This is a genomic window from Streptomyces sp. NPDC045998 (genome assembly GCF_056430285.1).
The window spans coordinates 108,872-124,360 of record NZ_JBWKLJ010000011.1 but is presented as its reverse complement, the minus strand read 5'-3'; the positions used below and the strand labels follow the sequence as shown (position 1 = coordinate 124,360).

Below are 15,489 nucleotides of genomic sequence, written 5' to 3'. Positions count from 1 at the left end.
GACGATAAGCACGCCCCGGGAGCTCCGTCACAGCCACTCGCCGCACCCCGCTCGCACCCCGCTCGCGCATCCCGCTCACACCCCCAAGTGAAGGCCTGAGGCGGCTTCCTCGACCATACCGAGCCCGGTTCTGCTGATCCGTACCGCGAACGGCTCCTCCGCGACGCGCAACCCGGAGAGACGGACCGCTCCCAGGGGCACTCCGCGCACGGGGTGCAGCGCCACCGTGCCGCCGGGGGCGTCCGGCCGGATTCCCGCCAGCGTGGTGAGCAGCAGCACGGCGGCGGCCGAGGCGACGGCGGCGGGGCGGCAGGCGGCCGGGTGCGCGACGGGCGCGCTGTCCGCCGTCCGCTGCAGACCCGCGTACATCTCGGGCAGCCGGTACGCGAACGCCTCGGCGGCGTCGAGCAGTCCGCGCAGCAGGGACGTGGCCTCCTGGGCGTACCCGGCGGCGGCGAGGCCCGCGACGGCGACGGCGGTCTCGTGGACCCGCACCGCCCCGGAGCGGTGACCGAAGGGGTTGTGGCCCGGCTCCTTGGAGCCGAGGCCGCGCAGGCCCCAGCCGCAGTCGAGGGCGGGGCCGCCGAGCAGCCGGGCGAGCTGCTCGGTCTGCACCTTGTCCAGCAGGCCTTCGGCGAGCCGCCCACCGCCGAGCAGTCCGGTGTCCAGGAGGTGCGCCGCACCCGCGCCGAGGGGGCGCAGCGGTCTGCCGTCCGGGGCGAGGGCGGCCGCGGGGCGGCCACCGCCGTGGTCGTCGAGCCAGAAGTCCGCGCGGAAGCGCCCGCGCAGGGCCGCGGCCCAGTCGCGCCAGGCGTCGGCGCCGGGGCGGCCGCAGGCGTCCAGGAGGTCGGCGCCGAGCAGCGCGGCCCGGTGCGCGTGCGCCTGGGTCTCGGCGCGCCGCAGTCCGGCGGTGCCCGGCTCGGCGAGGAGGCCGCCCTCCCCGGCGGTGGTGCGCAGCCAGTCCAGGCAGCGCTCGGCGGCGGGCAGCAGCGCGGCGAGCTCCTGCTCGGGCAGGCCCCAGCGCCGCGCCTCGGCGAGCACGGCCGGAAAGGCGAGGGTCGCCTCCACACCGGTGCAGGCGGCCGGGAGATGGGGTCCGGCGTCCCGGAGCGGGCCGGGGATGCGACCGGCTCCGGGGTCGCCACCGGAGAGCTGGGTGCGGGCGACGGTGCGCAGGGTGGCGGCGGCGAGCCGGGTGCCCAGGGGGAGTGCCATCCTGACCGCCCACAGGGCCTCGGCCGGGGCGAGACCGCAGCGCCAGGGCACGCCCGCCGCCGGGTGGAGGTCACCGGGGTGGACGGGGTCGCGCAGGAGCAGCGCCCGTAGATCGTCGAGCGCGGTGCGCAGCAGCTTCTCCACCCGCGGGTCGTCGCCCTCGGCGCGGGCGTCGGCCAGGCGGGGACCGCCGCTCGTCCGGCCCACCGGGCGGACGGGCTGCCCGGAGCGGACGCGCAGCTCGATCGTGCGGGCCTCACCGGGCTGGAGGGCGAACTCCCACCGGAGCAGCCCGGCGGAGGCCAGGGCGTCCTCGGGCGGCGGGTCGGCGGTGACGGTCGCCTCCGTCCCGTCGGGGGCGGACCACCGTATGCCCCCGTCGTGGACGGCGGCGCGCAGCGCCGGACCGGGCCGGCCGGCCGCCACCGCGCCCAGGTGGGCCAGATCGGTGCCGAGGGTGAGGTCGACGGGCACACGGACGGGCCGGGCGAGCGAGCTGCGGAAGGTGATGCGTTCGGTTCCCCCGGCCCGGCGGGTCCGCTCCACGCGGAGGCCGGGGTCGGGGCCGGGGTCCGCGGGCGTGCGCACGACGGCGAGGAACCTGGCCTCGTCCGCGCCGGCGAGTCCGCCGTGGACAACGACCGGCTCCCGGCCGCCCACGCGCAGCCGGCAGTGGGACAGGAGCCGGCGGCCCGACTCGTAGACGCCTTCGAGGCCCTCGCCGGTGAGCTGGCCGTGGGGGGCCGACACCGTGAAGTGGGGCAGGGCGACGCAGAGGAGGGCGTGGTGCACGGGCGGCAGTTCGCCGGGGTTCGCCGGGACGTGGGCCGCCGGGCGGGGGTCGGCGGCGGGCGTCTGCCGGGCGTGCTGCGGGACGGGCGGTCGGTGTGGGACGGGACGGGTCATGGGTGGTCTGCTGAGCCTTCTGTGCGCTCCGGACAGCCGCTGGAGGTACGGCGGCACGGGTCATACGACTCCGCCGAAGAGGTGAACGCCCGCCCCCGGTCACCGGTCACGGCCGTCACTGCCCACTCCTGCTGTCGCGCCGCGCACCGCGCCGCGATCCACGCGCGGACGCGGGCTTCGCGGCGGCGGGGTTTCCGGACACGGGCTTTCCGGAAGCGGGCTTGCCGGAGGCGAGCTTTCCGGAGGCGGGCCTCGCGAGGCCGGGCGGCCGTACCCCGCGGGTCCGGACCCGGGTGCGCCGGCGCGCGGGGCGCACATCCGCGGCCCCGGCGGGCGCGGAGGCGGTCCGCGCGTCGGCGGCCGTGCGTGCGTCACGCTCCTGGCGCAGGCAGGTGCGGAGGGCCTCGGGGTCGAGCCCCTCGTTGCAGGCCTGGTGCAGCAGCCGGGCGAAGACGTACTCCGGGTCGGCGTGGAGCGCGAGCCCCAGGGCGACGCGCGCGCTCGGCTCGTCACCGGTCGACCAGGCGACCCAGCCCGCGAGGGTCAGCGGTGCGGCGGCGTGTTCGGCGTAGGCGCCGACGCAGCGGCGGGCGAGTGCGCGCCAGAGCCGCAGCGCCGGGTGCGCCTCGGCGCCCTCCATCCACTCGGCGGCCCGGTCCCGGGTGATCCGGTCCTGGAGGCCGATGATCAGCGCGGCGGCCTCGTCGTGCGCCAGCAGCGCGTCGTCGTGGGCGTCGGCCACCGCCGGCTCGGGCACCGGCGCCCTCTCCCCGAGCCGCCGCATGAGCCGGTGGGCCAGCCCGAGCGTCTCGGTGCGCACCTCCTCGCACTGCTCCTCGTCCAGCATCCTGGGCACGAGCTCCCCGCTCGCGAGGTCCAGCGCCCGCCCCTGCCCGCCCGCGTCCCCGGGCCTGCCGGTCGGCCCGGGGAGCAGCCGTGACTCCAGCTCCCGCAGCGAGCCGCGCACCTGGATCCCCGCGTACGCCGCAGCGGCCGCCATCACCGACGTACCGGGCAGGGCGAGGACGTTGCCCTCGGGCGGGCAGCAGCGGGAGTCGGGGCAGCAGTACGACCAGAAGCGGCCGTCGGAGATGCACAGCGCTTCGTACACCGGCACGTCGAGCGCGCCGCAGGCGGTGCGCAGCCGCTGGGCGAGCGGGCGCAGGCGCTCCATGACGCGCAGGCCGGTCTCGCCCTCCCCGGGGTCCTGGCAGAGGAAGACGACGATGCCGTCGGGGCGTGAGCCGTGCCGCTCGCACCCTTCGATCAGGGATTCGGCGAGCTGCTCGGCGACGGGCGGCCACTCGCGGGGCGAGTGGGGAATGCCGGTCCGCACCCGGCCGCCGAAGCGGCCGCGGTCGCCGTGGAGCGCGACCAGGACGACGGAATCGGTGGGGTGGTAGCCCAGCATGTAGGGCAGGGCGTCGGCGAGTTCGGCAGGACCGCGCAGGGTGATCTGCTGGCGGTCGTCGGAGGGGCCGGTCGTGTCGTGGTGCTTGTTCATGGTCACGACGGTCCCGCGAGCGCCGCCGCCCGTCGACCCCTGTGGATAACCGCCGGTCGCCGTTGTCCACAGCCCTGCCGCTCCGCTCGCGCAGCGGGCACCCTGCTGGTGGCGGGGGCGAACGGCGCCGCGGACGGCTCAAGGCCGATCCGAGCGCTGGTCCACCGCGCTGTGCCATGGTCCGCTCCGATCATCGGCGTCGAGAAGGAGGCAGGATGCGTACGCAAGATCGCCGGAGGACCGGGCTCGTCTCGCGGTCCGCGGAACTGGCCGAACTGGCCCGTCACCGCGCCCAAGACGCCGAGAGCCAGCGCCGCCTGACTCCCGATGTGGTCGAGCGGATGCTCGCGGCGGGGTTCGCACGGCACTTCGCGCCGGCCACGCAGGGCGGTGTGGAGGGCACGTTCGAGGAGTTCAACGAAGCGGTCGCCACCGTGGCCGAGGGCTGCGCGGCGACCGCGTGGTGCGCCTCGGTCGCGTCGAGCCTGGCCCGGATGGCCGCCTGTCTCCCGCGGGAGGCGCACGCGGACATCTGGGCCGCCGGGCCCGACACCTTCGTGGTCGGCTCCCTCTCCCCCATCGGCAGGGCCACGCCGGTGCCGGGCGGCTGGCGCGTCTCCGGTTCCTGGGCGTACATCAGCGGCGTCGACTACTCCGACTGGGCCGTGGTGTGCGCCGTCGTCCCCCGCAACGGGGAACCGCAGGGCGGGCCGCCGCCCGCGCGGCTGTTCGCCGTCCCGCGCGCCGAGTACGTGATCAAGGACACCTGGACCGGTGCCGGTATGCGCGGCACCGGCAGCAACACGCTGGTCGCCGACGGCGTCTTCGTACCCGAGTGGCGCAGCATGGACCGGCAGCGCCTCTTCGACGGGCGGCCGGTGGCCTCGTCGGCCGACTGCCACAGCGTGCCGATACAGGCCGTCAACGGGCTGTCCTGCGCGCCGATCGCCCTCGGCGCCGCCCGCGACGCACTCAGGCTGTGGACCGGTGACACGGCCGAGCGGCTGGGCCGCGGCGCCGGGCGGCCGGGGGTACCGGGCCCCGCCCGAAGCACCTACGAAGCGGTGCTGACCCGCGGCGCCGGTGACATCGACGTCGCCTCGTGGCTGCTGGAGCGGGCGGCTCGCGTCGCGGACGGGGGCGCGCGGGTCACCGCCGAGGAGACGGCCCGCAACGTGCGCGACTACGCGATGTCGACCGAGCTCCTGGTCAACGCCGTCAACCGGATGTTCACCACCGCCGGGACCTCCGGGCAGAGCACCGACGGCCCGCTCCAGCGCATCTGGCGTGACGTCAACTCCATCGCCACGCACATAGCCCTGGCCTTCGACCCGGCCGCGACGCTCTACGCGTCCCACGCCTTCGACCGCGCTGCGGTTTGACGTGGAGCGCACTCCAGCTCCTAGGGGGTGTCTTGTCGATCAGGCCGGATCAGGGAGCGGCGTCTGATGCCGCACATCGCAAGGCGGAGCAGTGGCGACCGACGACAACGCGGCGAGCGTGCGTGCCAGGCGCCGCGAGCCCGGCAAGATCGGCAAGACACCCCCTAGCGTCGCGGGCAAGCCCGTTCACCTGTCCAGGAGGCAGCAGCATGACCGACATCCCCACCCGGCACCTAGGCGAACTGGCGGTCTCCGCGCAGGGGCTGGGGTGCATGGGCATGAGCCACGCCTACGGCGCCACGGACGACGCGCAGTCGATCGCGACGCTGCACCGGGCTCTCGACCTCGGAGTGACCCTTCTGGACACCGCCGACTTCTACGGAGCCGGGCACAACGAGGAGCTGATCGGACGGGCCGTCGCGGGGCGCCGTGACGAGGTGGTGCTGGCCACGAAGTTCGGCTTCGCCAACCGTCTGGGCGAGCCCACCCGGGTCCGCGGCGACGCGGCCTACGTGCGCCAGGCGTGCGACGCGTCGCTGCGCCGGCTCGGGGTCGACCACATCGACCTCTACTACCAGCACCGGGTCGACCCTCAGGTGCCGATCGAGGAGACCGTCGGCGCCATGGCCGAGCTGGTGCGGGCCGGCAAGGTCCGTCACCTCGGCCTGTCCGAGGCCGGCGCGCAAACCATCCGGCGTGCGCACGCGGTGCACCCCATCACCGCGCTGCAGAGCGAGTGGTCGCTGTGGAGCCGCGATCTGGAGGCGGAGATCGCGCCGGTCTGCCGCGAACTGGGCGTGGGCCTCGTCCCGTACGCCCCGCTCGGGCGCGGGTTCCTGACCGGCCAGTACAGCTCGGTCGAGGGGCTCGCGGAGACCGACGTACGGCGGGGCCACCCCCGCTTCGCCGACGGCAACCGCGAACGCAATCTGGCGATCGTCGCCAGGCTGCGCGAGCTGGCGGCGGCGAAGGGGATCACCGCGGGCCAGCTCGCCCTGGCGTGGCTGCAGCACCGGGGCGACGACGTGGTGCCGATCCCCGGCACCCGGCGGCAGCGGTACCTGGAGGAGAACCTCGCGGCCCTGACCGTCGAGCTGTCTCCCGAGGACCTCGCCGCCATCGAGGCCGCCGCCCCGCCCGAGCAGATCGCGGGCACCCGCTACGACGCGACCGGTCTCACCTTCGTCGACGGCTGAGCCGCCGCTCCGCGGGGTCCCGCTCGGGACCCCGCGGAGCGCTGTGTGAAATCTTCATGCCCGCTCGTGCCGACATCACTGGTGGGCCCCGCACGGCGGCTGAGATGCTCGGCGCATGGAATTCGGAGTTCTCGGACCGCTCGAAGCACGCATGCACAACATGTCGATTGTGCCGACCGCTGGAAAACCCCGACAGATCCTCGCGCTGCTCGCCATCCGTGCGGGCCGCGTCGTGCAAGTGGAAACGCTGATGGCCGAGTTGTGGGGCAACGCGATTCCACGGAGCGCCGCCACCACCCTCCAGACCTACATTCTTCAGCTGCGCCGGAAAGTGACGGAAGCCGGAGTCGAAAGAACGGGCCGCAGCGCCAAGGACGTGCTGGAGACCTGCTACGGCGGTTACCGGCTCGCTCCGGAGGAATTCTCCCTCGACCTCCTGGAATTCCAGCAGCTGGTGCGCCTGGGCAATCGGTCACTGGCCGAGAACGACCCCGGAACGGCGTCCGGGCACCTCAACCGCGCCCTGGACCTCTGGCGGGGTCCCGCCCTCACCGACGTCCCCGTCGGGGAGATCCTCGGTACGGAGGTCATCGGCATGCAGGAGGAGCGTGCCTGGGCGCTGGAGATGCGCCTCGACGCCGACCTCAGCCTCGGCCGGCACGCGGAGATCATCGGCGAGCTGCGCATGCTCGTGAGCCGGCAGCCCATTCACGAGACCCTGTCCGCCCAGCTGATGACCGCCCTGTACCGGGCGGGGCAGCCGTGGCGCGCGCTCGACGCGTTCCAGTCGCTGCGCCACGCGCTCATCAAGGAGCTGGGGGTCGAACCGTCACCGCGGCTGCAGCGGCTGCACCAGGCCATTCTGGCCAACGACACCGGCCTGAGCGCTCCTTCCTCCGCGCTGCACGCGCTCTCCGCGTAGGCGCCCCTCGTACGGAAAGACGAAGCTCCTGGGCCACGGGTGGGATCGAGACCCGTGTGCGCCAGGAGCTTCTTCCGTTGAGAGCCGGTCAGGCGAGCTGGTCGTAGCCGATGGAGCGGGACCGCAGGCGGAACCGGCCGTCCGTCACGTCGATGACGTCATGGAGGACGATGCTGGCTCCGATCTCCGGCTGCTCGGCGGGCCGCGTCCGTACGAGCAGGCCGTAGACGGTGGAGGCGACGGTGCCGTCGTCCTGCGGGGTCAGCAGGATCTGGTTGAAGTGGTGCCGGAGCTGTGTGGGGTTGTCGTCGAACTGCTTCATGAAGATGCGCAGTTCCTCCAGGATGGCCTGGGGGCCGACCGCGGGGTCGGCGCCGGGGACGAGGGCGAAGCTGCCGTCCTCGGCGAACGTGTGCGCGTGCTCTTCGAGCCGCCCGTTGTCGAGCGCCTGCATCTGGCGGGCGTAGAAGTGCTGTACCTGGACGTAGAGTTCGCTGCTGACGACTTCGCTCATGGTCGGCCTCCGTACCGGATCGGCGAATGACACGGTCAGCGTGACCCAACGGGCTCGGCTCGTCCTCGAGTGCGAGTAGCGCCCGGTTCCCACATCCCGAACTCCCCCTGCTGGTAGAGGGCCGCCGTGCCGGGGAATATCTCGCTCTCCTCGACCCGCCCGATCAGCAGCACGTGGTCGCCCGCTTCCACGGTCTGTACGAGCGTGCAGCCGGCGTAGGCGACCGCGGCCTCCGGGAGCACCGGCACCCCCGCCAGCCCGCCGCGCCAGACCACGTCGTCGAACTTGCGCGCGGCCTTTCCGGCGAAGACGCGGGCCGTGTCCTGGCCGCGGTGGGCCAGGAAGTTCACCCCGAACGCGCCGGAGGCGAGCATCGCGGGCAGGGTCCTGGACCCCTTGTCCACGCACACGAGGAGCAGGGGTGGTGCCGCGGAGACCGCGGAGAAGGCGTTGCAGGTGAAACCGCTCGGATCGCCGTCATCGCCGAGGGTGGTGACGATGGCGACAGGGGTGGGAAACGTACCGAAGACCTTGCGGAAGGCATCCGTGTCCAGCATGGTGTCCACTCCGTCGACCAGTCGCGGGCCTCTCCCGCTGCTTTTCGGCACTATCGGGGTAGTGGCCGGAAACTGCCTGGAGGGGTCCTTGAGGCCGGGCGCACTTACCCTTGAGCCGGTTCAAGCCATGTGCCGTACCCAGCGAGGCCTACGGACACGGCCTATGCGGGCCCGTCCACGGAATCGTCCACGGGGACGACCAGGCCCGCGGCGGCCAGGTAGCCGATGACGTCCTCGGTCACCCGCAGGGGCAGGGGAAGCGCCGCCGCGACCGCGGTGAGGGTGGTCGGCCAGGCGAGCGCCATCGCGACCCACGCGGCCTCCGGCCGGTGCAGGACCACCCGGTGGGGTGTGCGGGCGGACTCCAGTACGCACCCGACGCCCGGCTCCGGCACGGTGAAGGCCACGTGCCCGGGCAGCCGTACGCGGCGCTCGCCGGGCGGCCGCCTCACGACGAACGGCGGCGCCGACGACGACAGGGGGACCACCGAGAGCAGCGGCCCCTTCAGGTCGTCCATGCCGAGTGTGCGCACCACGAGGTGCGACAGCGTGCCGAGCGTCGACAGCGCGCAGAGGTACTGGTCCTCGCACCCGTCGAGGGCGTTGCCCAGCAGGACCGGGCCGAACTCCATCCGCCGCAGCACCTCACGCACCGCCGGGCTCGGCCGGTCGAGCCGGTCCCGGCCCCAGCGGCTGGTGAGGACCACGGTGTCACCGTCGGCTCCCTGGCCGACGGTGACGTCCTCGGAGAGCGACCACAGATGGAAGGTCCGGGCCGCCGCCTCGGTCGTACGCCGCATAAGTGCACCTCTCCTGCCGGGCGGTGGCGGTGGCGGTGGCGGTGGTCAGGGGCGGGCGGGCCGCGTTGCCGTCTTCTCCCCCTTGTCCCCGCGTGCACCGAGGACGGCCGTCATCACCATGGCGAGCAGGATGAACGCGCCGGCCACGAGCATCGCCGGGCGGGGGCCGGAGGCGTCGATGACCAGGCCCCCGATGAACGAGCCCACGCCGATCGCGCCGTTGAACGCGGCCACGTAGAGGGACGAGGCGGCCTCGCTCTCCTCCGGGACGAGGCGCATGACCCAGGTCTGCAGCGCGACCGGGAGCGCCGCGTACAGCACGCCCCAGCACACGAGCATCGCGATGACGAGCGGGCCGCTGGTTCCGCCCGCGTACATCACCACCATGACGGCGGCCAGGAGCCCGGTGCTGCCGATCAGGCTCGTGCGCAGGGCCCGGCCGACCACGGCGCCCGCCGCGAAGTTCCCCGCCAGGCCGGCCGCACCGAAGACCAGCAGCAGCGCGCCGATGAGGGACGGCCGGACGCCGGTCACCTCCTGCAGGTACGGGGCGACGTAGGTGAAGGCGAGGAAGTGACCGCTCATGACCAGCGCGGTGACGCCGACCGCGACGCGCAGCGCCCGGTGCCGCAGCACGTGCACCAGCGCGGTCAGGCTGCCGCTGCCCCGGGCGGGCAGGGCGGGCATGAACAGCAGGCTCGCCGCCAGGACGAGGAAGCCGAGGAGCCCGACGCAGACGAAGGCCACGTGCCAGCCGGCGGACTGGCCGATGGCGGTGCCCAGCGGGGTGCCCGCGACGGAGGCGAGGGAGATGCCGCCGAGGACGACGGAGGTCGCGCGGACGGCGTGCCGCTCCGGGACCAGCCGTACGGCGACCGCGACGGCGATGGACCAGAACACGCCGTGCGCCAGGGCCACGATGAGGCGCGCGGTGAGGAGCAGCGCGTAGCTGGAGACGACGGCCGCCATGAGGTTGCCGGCGATGTAGAAGGCCATCAGGGAGACGAGCAGCCACTTCCGGTCCAGGCGGCCGGTCAGCGCGGTCAGGGGCGCGGCGGTCACCGCTGCCAGCGCCGCGAAACCGGTGACCAGGAAGCCCGCGGTGCCCAAGGACACCGACGTACCGCCGGCGATGGACGGGAGTAACCCGATGGGCAGGGTCTCCGTGGTGACGAAGGAGAAGACCCCGAGGGCCAGTCCGACCACGGCCAGCCAGCCGCGCAGGGACGAGCCCGGTGGGGCGGGGGCGGTGGCGCCGTCCGGTACGGCTGCGCGGGTGGCCTCCGGGGTGGCCGCGGGGGTGGTCTCGGAGAGGGTCGAGCTGTGGGACATCGATGCTCCCGGGTTGATTGTCCGGCGGTGAAGGGTGGTGGGCTGTTCGCGGGCCGGGGACCTGCCGCCCGGAGGCGCGGAGAAACGTGCGGCGCATGAGCCGGATCGCTCGCTGAGGTCGCGAGGCTCGAAAAAGACGCTCGGAAAAGGTCCGCCGACGCATTCTCACCGGTTCTCGGCAGGCGGAGGAAGTGCTTCCCGCTCCTGGTGGTGGGACCACCAGTTACGCGACCGGGGCCGGGCAACCGGCACGTACGGGTTGCGCCCGTGGTGGTGCCCACAGCAACAGGATGAGTTGGCCCAGGCAATGCGGCTTCCCGCCGGGTAGCGTGCCATCAACGCATTCCTGCCGGGCGGTCATCCGCCCTACACGGCAGAGGAATTCCGGGCCCGCAGAAAACGCCGCCGGCCCGCCACTCGACTCACTCGACTCATTCGGCGCACTCGGCGCACTCGGCGCACTCGGCGCACTCAGCGCACTCAGCGCACTGCACACCAGCGCTCACCTCGTAATCCCCCCATCTCCCGAAGGAGCAGAAACGTGTCGACGGACAGCATGCGTGTGACGGAGCACGAAGCGGTGGGCGTGGTGCCGCGGCCGGCCGGCACGGCGGTGCAGGGCACGCCGGGTACGCCGGGTACGCCGGGTACGCCGGGTACGCCGGAAGCGGCTGGGGCGAGGGACGTGGCGGGGGTGACGGGGACGGCGGAGCTGACGGGGGCGGCGCGGCGTACCCGGGTGAACCGCCTCGACACGCTGACCGGACTGCGCTTCCCCGCCGCCTTCGTGGTGTTCCTGTACCACGCGTCGCTCCTGGCCTTCCTGGGTGTTCCCTGGCTCAGCAGCAGCTCGGCCGTGACCGCCTACTACGACGCCGTCGCCCATGCCGGCGCCCTCGGCGTCACCTTCTTCTTCGTGCTCAGCGGCTTCGTGCTGACCTGGTCGGCCCGGGACACCGACACCGCTCCGCGCTTCTGGCGGCGCCGCTTCCTCAAGATCGTCCCCAACTACGTCCTGGTGTGGGGGCTGGCCATGGTGGTGTTCGCCGCCCCCATCACGGACATGACGGTCGGACTGCTCAACCTCTTCATGATCCAGGTCTGGTACCCGGACTTCGCCATCAACTTCGGGGTGAACCCGGCCGGTTGGTCCCTGGGGGTCGAGGCGGTCTTCTACCTGCTCTTCCCGGTCCTGCTCCACTGGATCAAGAAGATCCCGGCGCACCGGCTGAACTTCTGGGTCGCGGGCGTGGCCGCCGGGATCATCGCGACGCCGCTGCTCTCGGAGCTGCTGGTCCCGGCCGGTACGGCGATGATGGACACGGAACCCGGCACCTCGGTCAACCAGTACTTCTTCTCCTACATCCTGCCGCTGCCCCGGGTGCTGGACTTCGCCCTCGGCATCCTGGTGGCCCGCTCGGTGATGGCGGGGCGCTGGCGCAACATCGGCATGGTGTGGTCCGGCGTGCTGCTCGTCGCCGGTTATGCGGTGGGCTACTTCACGCCGCCCATCTACTCGACGCGGGCGATCTGCGTCGTACCCGCCGCCCTGCTCATCGCCGCCGGCGCCATCGCGGACGACGAGGGCAGGTTCACGCTCTTCCGGAACCGTGTGATGGTCTGGCTCGGCGACATCTCGTTCGCCTTCTACCTGGTGCACTACACCGTGATGGTCGGGGTGTGGAAGCTGCTCGGCGGCATGTCGTACTCGGTTCTTGGGGCCGTCGGCCTGATGGTCCTGTGCATGGCCGCCGGGATCCTGGCCTCGTGGGCGCTGTACGCCCTGATCGAGAGGCCGGTCACCCGGCGCTGGTCGCACCCGAAGAAGAAGCGGGCGGCCGAGCGGCCCGCGACGGCCGGGGCCCTGCCGCTCGCCACCCGGGGCGCGGTCGACGGGTGAGCGGTGGCTGAACGCGCCGGGGCGCCGCCGGATCACATCCGGCGGCGCCCCGGCGCGTTCCGTACCGGAAACGATCGGCACGAAACGAAGGGGCCGCCTGCCCCCACCGGCTCCGGCCGGGTGGGGCGGGCGGCCCCCTGCACGGGGTAGCCGCCTTCTCGGGCGGCCCCCCCTTCACGGGAGGGCTCAGGCGGCGAGCCCGGCCGCGGCGCGCAGGCCCGCCGCGGTGGAGACGTAACCGAAGAGCGCGCCGCCGGGGTCCACGGCGGCCGACTCCGCGAGGCCGCCCAGGTGGACCGGGACGAACCCGGCGTCGTGGACGAGGGCCTCCGTCACCCGGCGGGCGTCGGAGTCGTCGGACGCGATGCCCATGCCCCAGAAGTGCCGTTGCCGCGTGCCGCGCGACCACAGCAGTTCGTCCGGGAAGTGCGTGAACGCGCGGGCGACGGGACTGCCCGGCAGCCGCCCGGCGGTCCAGCTGCCCTGTGTGAGGCCCGGGCGGTGCTGCGAGACGAAGAGGCCGTCCTCCGAGACGCCGATCGGGCTGGTGGCGTCGATCACGGTCTTTCCGGTCAGCAGGCCCTTCAGCCGGTCCAGCAGGTCGTCGAGGGCCGGGTGCGGGACGGACAGCAGCACGACGTCGCTCGCCTCGACCGCCTCGGCGTACGTGGCGGCCCGGGCCCGGTCTCCCAGCGGTTCGACGAAGGAGGAGAGCCGGCCCGGTTCCCGGGAGCCGAACGTCACGCTGTGCCCGGCCGCCACCCAGTGACGGCCGAGAGGGCGGCCGATGTTTCCCGCCCCGAGGATGCCGATGGTCAAGGGGAGCGTGTGCGCGGTCATGTGAACTCCTTGCGTGTGCCGGTGCGTTCGGGACATGGGCGTCGGCCGCCGGTCACTGCTGACCGACGGCCGACGGGGGGCGCTGTGGGCGCGGGCTCAGTGCACGGCGATGTCGGGCCAGACCAGAGCGGTCGAGCCCCAGGTGACCCCGCCGCCGAAGGCGCTCATCAGCACACGGTCGCCCGGTGTGATCAGGCCGCCGGAGACGGCGTCCGTGAGGGCCAGCGGGATGGAGGCGGCCGAGGTGTTGCCCACGCGGTCGAGGTTGACGACCGTCCGGTCCCTGGCCATCCCGAGCTGATCGGCCACGGCGTGCAGAATCCGTACGTTCGCCTGGTGTCCCACGAACCAGTCCACCGTTTCCGGGGCCCACCCGGAGCGGTCGAGCATGGCCCGGGAGGAAGCCGCCATCCGGGTGACGGCGTGCCGGAACACCTGCTTGCCCTGCATGCTGAAGTACGTGTCCGCGGGGCGCGCTCCGGGCGCGTCGCCGGCCTGGGTGGTCCGCTGCCGTGAACCGCCGCCCGGCACGATGATGAGGTCCTTCAGCGAGCCGTCGCTGCCGAGGTCGTACCCCAGCAGCGCACCCTGCTCGGTCGGGTCGCCGGCCCGCAGCACCACGGCTCCGGCACCGTCGCCGAAGATGACCGACGTGGTGCGGTCCTCCGGGTCGAGGATGGTCGAGTACGTCTCCGCCCCGATGACCAGCACGCGTTCGGCGGTGCCCGCGGCGATGGCGCCCGCGGCGGACGCCAGCGCGTAGACGAACCCGCTGCACACGGCGGCGATGTCGTAGGCCGCCACGTTGCCGACGCCCAGCCGGGAGGCGACTTCGGGCGCCGTCGCCGGGCACGGGTGGTCCGGGGTGGTCGTGGCGAGGACCACCAGGTCGACGTCGGCGGAGCCGGCCGACTTCAACGCCCGTTCGCCCGCGGCCACGGCGAGGTCGCCGGTGGCGGTCCCGGGGTCGGCCCAGTGGCGCCGGGTGATCCCGGTCCTCGTGCGGATCCACTCGTCCGTGGTGTCCAGGGTCCGCGAAAGCTCCTCGTTGGTCACGACGCGGGGCGGGACGAACGAGCCGAGGCCGGTGAGGACCGCTGCCCGTCCGGCACGCTGCGCGGAGGGGACCGGTCCGTGGGACAACGCGTAAGTCATGGGGCCTCCCTGATCGCCGGTGCGGGACGCCGCTACCGGGCATGGTGAGACGGGCCGCACTCCGCTGAGAGACAGGCGACGGACGCGGAACGGCGTCGCCGACGGGCGCCGCGGTACGCGGCCGCCGGGCGCGGCCCGGTACGGACGGCGCGGGCACCCGCGCCGTCTCGAAGACGTACGACGATTCTCCGGCGGTGGACGCGTCCCATCCAGAGCGCGCCGACGCTGTGGTTGCCGTCGGTGGTGGTGGAACCACCAGCCTGCCGGCCTTGCGGACGGCGACGGCGGCTGGTCGGCTTGGCCCGCTCCGTTCGGGCCCGCTTCATTCGGGCTCGCTTCATTCGGGCTCGCTCCGTTCGGCCGTCGCTACCGCCGGGCCGACGGGGGGCCCGCGACGCCCGGCGGCACGTACACCAGGAGGCGGTTGCTGGCGGCGTCGTCCAGGTCCATGGTGAACAGCACGAAGGAGCGCGGCCCGTCGTGGGGGCCGTCCAGTTCGACGGTCGTCGGCACGAAGTCCTCGACCTCGTGGCGGTCCCACAGCTCGGCGAACTCGGGGTCGCTCCGCGTCAGTTCGTCCGCGATCTGTTCGTACCTGGGGTCGTCGGCGCCGTACGAGGCCTGGAAGCGGAAGCGGGCGGCCATCTGGCGGGCCACCTGCGGCCGGTTCAGGTAGTGCCTGCCGTGGGATCCGGTGAACAGGCTGGTCAGGAAGTTGTGGTTGCCGTCTCGGGTCAGGTCCAGCAGGTCGACCGCCGGCTGGTTGGCCGCGAGGACGTCCCAGTAGCGGTCGATGACGCAGGAGGGGCCCAACGACTGTGTCTCGACCATGCGTTGGAACACGTCGGGGTCCGGGGGGCCGGGAGCGGTGAGCGGCAGCGGGGGGTTGGCGTCCGCGAGCCGGTACAGGTGCACCCGTTCGAGCTCGCTGAGCCGCAGGGCGGAGCTGATCGCGTCCAGGATCCCGTCCGAGACCCGGATCGGACGGCCCTGCTCCAGCCACGCGTACCAGGACGCGCTCACCCCGGCGAGGACCGCGACCTCCTCCCGGCGCAGCCCGACCCTGGCACGCCTGCCGGTTGTCGCCAGCCCCACGTCCTCGGGGGAGAGCCCCGCGCGGCGGCTACGCAGGAAGTGCGCTAACTGGGTGCGCCGCTTCTTCTTACTGTCGGGCCCGGTGGGCATGGCGTCCATACCGACCGAAGGTAGGTCACGCCGATACGCACTGTCAGCGGCGGGGGTCACACCACTGCGGCAGCGCGCGGC

Annotated in this window: 13 protein-coding genes; 4 read left to right on the top strand and 9 right to left on the bottom strand. The window is 73.4% G+C overall.

Annotated elements, in window-relative coordinates; genetic code table 11:
- Positions 1-75: 75 nt before the first annotated feature.
- Together AC07FJ_RS29040 and AC07FJ_RS29035 are read right to left on the bottom strand one after the other, a co-directional pair.
- Entirely contained in the window at positions 76-2,121 is a 2,046-nt protein-coding gene (locus AC07FJ_RS29040) for a glycogen debranching N-terminal domain-containing protein (protein WP_479052221.1), read from the bottom strand.
- Between the two features lie 115 nt (positions 2,122-2,236).
- A complete protein-coding gene (locus tag AC07FJ_RS29035) occupies positions 2,237-3,625 on the bottom strand; it encodes a DUF4192 domain-containing protein (RefSeq protein WP_479052220.1) in 1,389 nt (462 codons plus the stop codon).
- A gap of 215 nt (positions 3,626-3,840) precedes the next feature.
- Between AC07FJ_RS29035 and AC07FJ_RS29030 the strand changes: the two genes are divergently transcribed.
- From AC07FJ_RS29030 to AC07FJ_RS29020, 3 genes are all read left to right on the top strand, one after another.
- Positions 3,841-5,007, top strand: coding sequence for an acyl-CoA dehydrogenase family protein (locus tag AC07FJ_RS29030; RefSeq protein ID WP_479052219.1), 1,167 nt, complete (start codon positions 3,841-3,843; stop codon positions 5,005-5,007).
- A 209-nt stretch (positions 5,008-5,216) separates the two neighbouring features.
- A complete protein-coding gene (locus AC07FJ_RS29025; protein WP_479052218.1) occupies positions 5,217-6,203 on the top strand; it encodes an aldo/keto reductase in 987 nt (328 codons plus the stop codon).
- Positions 6,204-6,318: 115 nt separating this feature from the next.
- Entirely contained in the window at positions 6,319-7,125 is an 807-nt protein-coding gene (locus tag AC07FJ_RS29020) for an AfsR/SARP family transcriptional regulator (protein ID WP_479052217.1), read from the top strand.
- A gap of 88 nt (positions 7,126-7,213) precedes the next feature.
- On the opposite strand, the gene AC07FJ_RS29015 is transcribed toward AC07FJ_RS29020, so the two are convergent.
- The 4 genes from AC07FJ_RS29015 to AC07FJ_RS29000 all read right to left on the bottom strand — a co-directional run bounded on the left by AC07FJ_RS29015 (position 7,214) and on the right by AC07FJ_RS29000 (position 10,328).
- Positions 7,214-7,639, bottom strand: a complete 426-nt coding sequence (locus AC07FJ_RS29015) for a nuclear transport factor 2 family protein (RefSeq protein WP_479052216.1) — start codon at positions 7,637-7,639, stop codon at positions 7,214-7,216.
- Between the two features lie 35 nt (positions 7,640-7,674).
- Positions 7,675-8,196, bottom strand: coding sequence for a flavin reductase family protein (locus AC07FJ_RS29010; RefSeq protein ID WP_479052215.1), 522 nt, complete (start codon positions 8,194-8,196; stop codon positions 7,675-7,677).
- A gap of 161 nt (positions 8,197-8,357) precedes the next feature.
- Entirely contained in the window at positions 8,358-8,996 is a 639-nt protein-coding gene (locus AC07FJ_RS29005; RefSeq protein WP_479052214.1) for an NADH oxidase, read from the bottom strand.
- 45 nt (positions 8,997-9,041) lie between these two features.
- Positions 9,042-10,328 carry an MFS transporter gene (locus tag AC07FJ_RS29000; protein WP_479052213.1) on the bottom strand — a complete coding sequence of 429 codons (1,287 nt, stop codon included), beginning with the start codon at positions 10,326-10,328 and terminating at the stop codon, positions 9,042-9,044.
- Between the two features lie 541 nt (positions 10,329-10,869).
- Here AC07FJ_RS29000 and AC07FJ_RS28995 point away from each other — a divergent pair.
- Positions 10,870-12,228, top strand: coding sequence for an acyltransferase family protein (locus AC07FJ_RS28995; protein WP_479052212.1), 1,359 nt, complete (start codon positions 10,870-10,872; stop codon positions 12,226-12,228).
- A 186-nt stretch (positions 12,229-12,414) separates the two neighbouring features.
- Here AC07FJ_RS28995 and AC07FJ_RS28990 read toward each other — a convergent pair whose 3' ends face one another.
- The 3 genes from AC07FJ_RS28990 to AC07FJ_RS28980 all read right to left on the bottom strand — a co-directional run bounded on the left by AC07FJ_RS28990 (position 12,415) and on the right by AC07FJ_RS28980 (position 15,417).
- Positions 12,415-13,068, bottom strand: coding sequence for an NADPH-dependent F420 reductase (locus AC07FJ_RS28990; protein WP_479052211.1), 654 nt, complete (start codon positions 13,066-13,068; stop codon positions 12,415-12,417).
- Between the two features lie 96 nt (positions 13,069-13,164).
- Entirely contained in the window at positions 13,165-14,223 is a 1,059-nt protein-coding gene (locus AC07FJ_RS28985; protein ID WP_479052210.1) for a beta-ketoacyl-ACP synthase III, read from the bottom strand.
- A gap of 366 nt (positions 14,224-14,589) precedes the next feature.
- The gene (locus AC07FJ_RS28980) at positions 14,590-15,417 is read right to left on the bottom strand and encodes a helix-turn-helix transcriptional regulator (protein WP_479052209.1); all 828 of its coding nucleotides are present in this window, start codon (positions 15,415-15,417) and stop codon (positions 14,590-14,592) included.
- Positions 15,418-15,489 lie beyond the last annotated feature (72 nt).

Bases quoted from the DNA above. Each gene is read 5' to 3' on its own strand.
- AC07FJ_RS29040 (WP_479052221.1), bottom strand. From the start codon at position 2,121: ATGACCCGTCCCGTCCCACACCGACCGCCCGTCCCGCAGCACGCCCGG.
- AC07FJ_RS29035 (WP_479052220.1), bottom strand. From the start codon at position 3,625: ATGAACAAGCACCACGACACGACCGGCCCCTCCGACGACCGCCAGCAG.
- AC07FJ_RS29030 (WP_479052219.1), top strand. From the start codon at position 3,841: ATGCGTACGCAAGATCGCCGGAGGACCGGGCTCGTCTCGCGGTCCGCG.
- AC07FJ_RS29025 (WP_479052218.1), top strand. From the start codon at position 5,217: ATGACCGACATCCCCACCCGGCACCTAGGCGAACTGGCGGTCTCCGCG.
- AC07FJ_RS29020 (WP_479052217.1), top strand. From the start codon at position 6,319: ATGGAATTCGGAGTTCTCGGACCGCTCGAAGCACGCATGCACAACATG.
- AC07FJ_RS29015 (WP_479052216.1), bottom strand. From the start codon at position 7,639: ATGAGCGAAGTCGTCAGCAGCGAACTCTACGTCCAGGTACAGCACTTC.
- AC07FJ_RS29010 (WP_479052215.1), bottom strand. From the start codon at position 8,196: ATGCTGGACACGGATGCCTTCCGCAAGGTCTTCGGTACGTTTCCCACC.
- AC07FJ_RS29005 (WP_479052214.1), bottom strand. From the start codon at position 8,996: ATGCGGCGTACGACCGAGGCGGCGGCCCGGACCTTCCATCTGTGGTCG.
- AC07FJ_RS29000 (WP_479052213.1), bottom strand. From the start codon at position 10,328: ATGTCCCACAGCTCGACCCTCTCCGAGACCACCCCCGCGGCCACCCCG.
- AC07FJ_RS28990 (WP_479052211.1), bottom strand. From the start codon at position 13,068: ATGACCGCGCACACGCTCCCCTTGACCATCGGCATCCTCGGGGCGGGA.
- AC07FJ_RS28985 (WP_479052210.1), bottom strand. From the start codon at position 14,223: ATGACTTACGCGTTGTCCCACGGACCGGTCCCCTCCGCGCAGCGTGCC.
- AC07FJ_RS28980 (WP_479052209.1), bottom strand. From the start codon at position 15,417: ATGGACGCCATGCCCACCGGGCCCGACAGTAAGAAGAAGCGGCGCACC.